Source organism: Agromyces kandeliae, assembly GCF_009674665.1.
Lineage (GTDB): Bacteria > Actinomycetota > Actinomycetes > Actinomycetales > Microbacteriaceae > Agromyces > Agromyces kandeliae.
This window is the reverse complement of record NZ_WKJD01000020.1, coordinates 1-5,398: the sequence shown is the minus strand read 5'-3', so window position 1 is coordinate 5,398 and position 5,398 is coordinate 1. Positions and strand designations below refer to the sequence as shown.

2 rRNA genes are annotated in these 5,398 nt (G+C 56.6%); both read right to left on the bottom strand.

Annotated features, from left to right (window positions below):
- Positions 1-87: 87 nt before the first annotated feature.
- Positions 88-3,194 (bottom strand): 23S ribosomal RNA (locus tag GJR97_RS15790).
- A 474-nt stretch (positions 3,195-3,668) separates the two neighbouring features.
- Positions 3,669-5,199, bottom strand: a 16S ribosomal RNA gene (locus GJR97_RS15785).
- Together the 16S and 23S rRNA genes form the textbook arrangement of a ribosomal RNA operon.
- Positions 5,200-5,398 lie beyond the last annotated feature (199 nt).

The window sequence follows — 5,398 nt, the reverse complement described above, 5'->3', positions numbered from 1 at the left end:
TGTGTGTGTTCGTCTGTTGGGAACCACAGAGTGGACGCGAGTCATCAGGCTCCACACCGTTGCCTTACAACACTGGTGTGAATGGTGATTGTCAAGTTGTCGGCGTATTAGTACCAGTCAGCTGCACACCTTGCGGTGCTTCCACATCTGGCCTATCAACCCAGTCGTCTGGCTGGGAGCCTCTCCCCCCGAAGGGGATGGAAATCTCATCTTGAGGCCGGCTTCCCGCTTAGATGCTTTCAGCGGTTATCCATCCCGAACGTAGCTAACCAGCGGTGCTCCTGGCGGAACAACTGGCACACCAGAGGTTCGTCCAACCCGGTCCTCTCGTACTAGGGTCAGATCCTCTCAAATTTCCTGCGCGCGCAGAGGATAGGGACCGAACTGTCTCACGACGTTCTAAACCCAGCTCGCGTACCGCTTTAATGGGCGAACAGCCCAACCCTTGGGACCTACTCCAGCCCCAGGATGCGACGAGCCGACATCGAGGTGCCAAACCATGCCGTCGATATGGACTCTTGGGCAAGATCAGCCTGTTATCCCCGAGGTACCTTTTATCCGTTGAGCGACAGCGCTTCCACAAGCCACTGCCGGATCACTAGTCCCGACTTTCGTCCCTGCTCGACCTGTCAGTCTCGCAGTCAAGCTCCCTTGTGCACTTACACTCGCCACCTGATTGCCAACCAGGTTGAGGGAACCTTTGGGCGCCTCCGTTACTCTTTGGGAGGCAACCGCCCCAGTTAAACTACCCACCAGGCACTGTCCCTGAACCGGATCACGGTTCGAAGTTAGATATCCAGAGTGACCAGAGTGGTATTTCAACAATGACTCCACGAACACTGGCGTGCCCGCTTCACAGTCTCCCACCTATCCTACACAAGCCACACCGAACACCAATACCAAGCTGTAGTAAAGGTCACGGGGTCTTTCCGTCCTTCTGCGCGTAACGAGCATCTTTACTCGTACTGCAATTTCGCCGAGTTCGCGGTTGAGACAGCTGGGAAGTCGTTACGCCATTCGTGCAGGTCGGAACTTACCCGACAAGGAATTTCGCTACCTTAGGATGGTTATAGTTACCACCGCCGTTTACTGGGGCTTAAATTCTCAGCTTCGCTCCGAAGAGCTAACCGGTCCTCTTAACCTTCCAGCACCGGGCAGGCGTCAGTCCGTATACATCGTCTTGCGACTTGGCACGGACCTGTGTTTTTAGTAAACAGTCGCTTCCCACTGGTCTCTGCGGCCGTCAACGCTCCAGGAGCTAAGTCCCTTCACGAATCGGGCCCCCCTTCTCCCGAAGTTACGGGGGCATTTTGCCGAGTTCCTTAACCACGATTCTCTCGATCTCCTCGGTATTCTCTACCTGACCACCTGAGTCGGTTTGGGGTACGGGCGGCTGGAACCTCGCGTCGATGCTTTTCTCGGCAGCATAGGATCACCCACTTTTCATCCGCATCACGTCTCAGCCTCGATGAGCGACGGATTTGCCTATCGCTCGGCCTACACGCTTGCCCCGGGACAACCATCGCCCGGGCTGGGCTACCTTCCTGCGTCACACCTGTTATCACGCTCACTCCACCAGACGGGGTCGCACGCCGCCCCGCACCATCACCCCGAAGGGATCCGGCACGGCTTGGGATGCTTAGCACTCCTGGTCTCGTGTGGGCGGTTCTTCGCCGGTACGGGAATATCAACCCGTTGTCCATCGACTACGCCTGTCGGCCTCGCCTTAGGTCCCGACTTACCCAGGGCAGATTAGCTTGACCCTGGAACCCTTGGTCTTCCGGAGGACGGGTTTCTCACCCGTCTTTCGCTACTCATGCCTGCATTCTCACTCGTGTGCCGTCCACGGCTGGTTTCCACCGCCGCTTCACCCGGCACACGACGCTCTCCTACCCATCACCACGACTGGACCACGAAGGCCAATCACTGTGCGGCAATGCCACGACTTCGGTGGCGTGCTTGAGCCCCGTTACATTGTCGGCGCGGAATCACTTGACCAGTGAGCTATTACGCACTCTTTCAAGGGTGGCTGCTTCTAAGCCAACCTCCTGGTTGTCTGTGCAACTCCACATCCTTTCCCACTTAGCACGCGCTTAGGGACCTTAGTCGGTGGTCTGGGTTGTTTCCCTCTCGACGATGAAGCTTATCCCCCACCGTCTCACTGCTGCGCTCTCACTTACCGGCATTCGGAGTTTGGCTGACGTCAGTAACCTGTTGAGGCCCATCGGCCATCCAGTAGCTCTACCTCCGGCAAGAAACACGCAACGCTGCACCTAAATGCATTTCGGAGAGAACCAGCTATCACGAAGTTTGATTGGCCTTTCACCCCTATCCACAGCTCATCCCCTCAGTTTTCAACCTAAGTGGGTTCGGTCCTCCACGACGTCTTACCGTCGCTTCAACCTGGCCATGGATAGATCACTTCGCTTCGGGTCTAGGACCTGCGACTGAATCGCCCTATTCAGACTCGCTTTCGCTACGGCTGCCCCACACGGGTTAACCTCGCCACAGATCACTAACTCGCAGGCTCATTCTTCAAAAGGCACGCCGTCACACCAACAAAGGGCGCTCCGACGGTTTGTAAGCAAACGGTTTCAGGTACTATTTCACTCCCCTCCCGGGGTACTTTTCACCTTTCCCTCACGGTACTTGTCCGCTATCGGTCATCTGGGAGTATTTAGGCTTATCAGGTGGTCCTGACAGATTCACACGGGATTTCTCGGGCCCCGTGCTACTTGGGATCCCCCTCCGGGCTGCGCAACATTTCGGCTACGGGACTCACACCCACTCCGGTCCGGCTTTCAATCCGGTTCGCCTATGCCACGCACGTCACCGCGGTCGACCGGCAGATCGACCAGAGAGGTCCCACAACCCCGACCATGCAACCCCTGCCGGGTATCACACATGACCGGTTTAGCCTCATCCGCTTTCGCTCGCCACTACTCACGGAATCACGGTTGTTTTCTCTTCCTGTGGGTACTGAGATGTTTCACTTCCCCACGTTCCCTCTACCCGCCCTATACATTCAGGCGGGAGTCACCAGGTCACCACGAAGGGCCTGGCGGGGTTTCCCCATTCGGAAATCCTCGGATCACAGCTCGTTTATCAGCTCCCCGAGGCTTATCGCAGATTACGACGTCCTTCTTCGGCTCCAGATGCCAAGGCATCCACCGTTTGCTCTTAGAAACTTGAAATCACATGAGTTCGATCGAAATTCGTGCACCCGGACCCGAAGGCCCGGATACGAAATTGACCAGTGAATACGCCAAACAGCCACCCCGAAGGGCGCCACCTGGCGACTCACCTATGTGAAACAGCCCGAAGGCTGCTTCTAAGATGCTCGCGTCCACTATGTAGTTCTCAACAGACGACCAGAACCCCCACCCCCGCCGACAACCGCCGGCATCGATGAAGGCCTGAACCGGGGACCAACCCCGACCCGCACCCCGAAGAGCGCGGAAGCCATGTCCGGTCCCTCAGGACCCAACAGCGTGCACGCACCCACCCCGCCGACCCCGATCGTTCCAACCACCCGAAGACGGCGTACTGAACCAGAACCCTTGAACTGGATGCCTATGTCAATGTTCCACCCATGAGCTGCCAGCAGCGAACGTACGCCGCTGATCTGGCATGCCTGGACGCCCCGAAGAGCGCCAGATGCTCCTTAGAAAGGAGGTGATCCAGCCGCACCTTCCGGTACGGCTACCTTGTTACGACTTAGTCCTAATCACCGATCCCACCTTCGACGGCTCCCTCCACAAGGGTTAGGCCACCGGCTTCGGGTGTTACCGACTTTCATGACTTGACGGGCGGTGTGTACAAGGCCCGGGAACGTATTCACCGCAGCGTTGCTGATCTGCGATTACTAGCGACTCCGACTTCATGAGGTCGAGTTGCAGACCTCAATCCGAACTGAGACCGGCTTTTTGGGATTCGCTCCGCCTTACGACATCGCAGCCCTTTGTACCGGCCATTGTAGCATGCGTGAAGCCCAAGACATAAGGGGCATGATGATTTGACGTCATCCCCACCTTCCTCCGAGTTGACCCCGGCAGTCTCACATGAGTCCCCACCATAACGTGCTGGCAACATGCGACGAGGGTTGCGCTCGTTGCGGGACTTAACCCAACATCTCACGACACGAGCTGACGACAACCATGCACCACCTGTAACCGAGTGTCCAAAGAGTTCCACATTTCTGCGGCGTTCTCGGTCATGTCAAGCCTTGGTAAGGTTCTTCGCGTTGCATCGAATTAATCCGCATGCTCCGCCGCTTGTGCGGGCCCCCGTCAATTCCTTTGAGTTTTAGCCTTGCGGCCGTACTCCCCAGGCGGGGCGCTTAATGCGTTAGCTACGACACGGAAACCGTGGAAAGGTCCCCACATCTAGCGCCCAACGTTTACGGCGTGGACTACCAGGGTATCTAATCCTGTTCGCTCCCCACGCTTTCGCTCCTCAGCGTCAGTAAGTGCCCAGAGACCTGCCTTCGCCATCGGTGTTCCTCCTGATATCTGCGCATTCCACCGCTACACCAGGAATTCCAGTCTCCCCTACACCACTCAAGTCTGCCCGTACCCACCGCAGACCTCAGGTTGAGCCTGAGGATTTCACGGCAGACGCGACAAACCGCCTACGAGCTCTTTACGCCCAATAATTCCGGACAACGCTCGGACCCTACGTATTACCGCGGCTGCTGGCACGTAGTTAGCCGGTCCTTTTTCTGCAAGTACCGTCAAGGAGCAAGCTCCCCTTCTTCCTTACTAAAAGCGGTTTACAACCCGAAGGCCGTCATCCCGCACGCGGCGTTGCTGCATCAGGCTTGCGCCCATTGTGCAATATTCCCCACTGCTGCCTCCCGTAGGAGTCTGGGCCGTGTCTCAGTCCCAGTGTGGCCGGTCACCCTCTCAGGCCGGCTACCCGTCGACGCCTTGGTGAGCCATTACCTCACCAACAAGCTGATAGGCCGCGAGTCCATCCCAAACCGAAAAACTTTCCACCAACCCCCATGCGAGGACTGGTCCTATCCGGTATTAGCTCCGATTTCTCGGGGTTATCCCAGAGTCCAGGGCAGGTTACTCACGTGTTACTCACCCGTTCGCCACTAATCCCCAAGTGCAAGCACCCGGTTCATCGTTCGACTTGCATGTGTTAAGCACGCCGCCAGCGTTCGTCCTGAGCCAGGATCAAACTCTCCAAAAAAAATGGTTCAACCAACCCCCAAAAAGGAGAAAGGTCAAGTTCAATCACTGACAGAGAAACAACTGACTTCAAAAAATCAAATTGTCCATCAATCAAAGGAAACCCATCCCCCACCAAAACGGCAGAAGAAACGGGGTTCAAATAAATTGGCATTGAACATAGTGCACGCTGTTGAGTTCTCAAGGAACGGACGCACCCG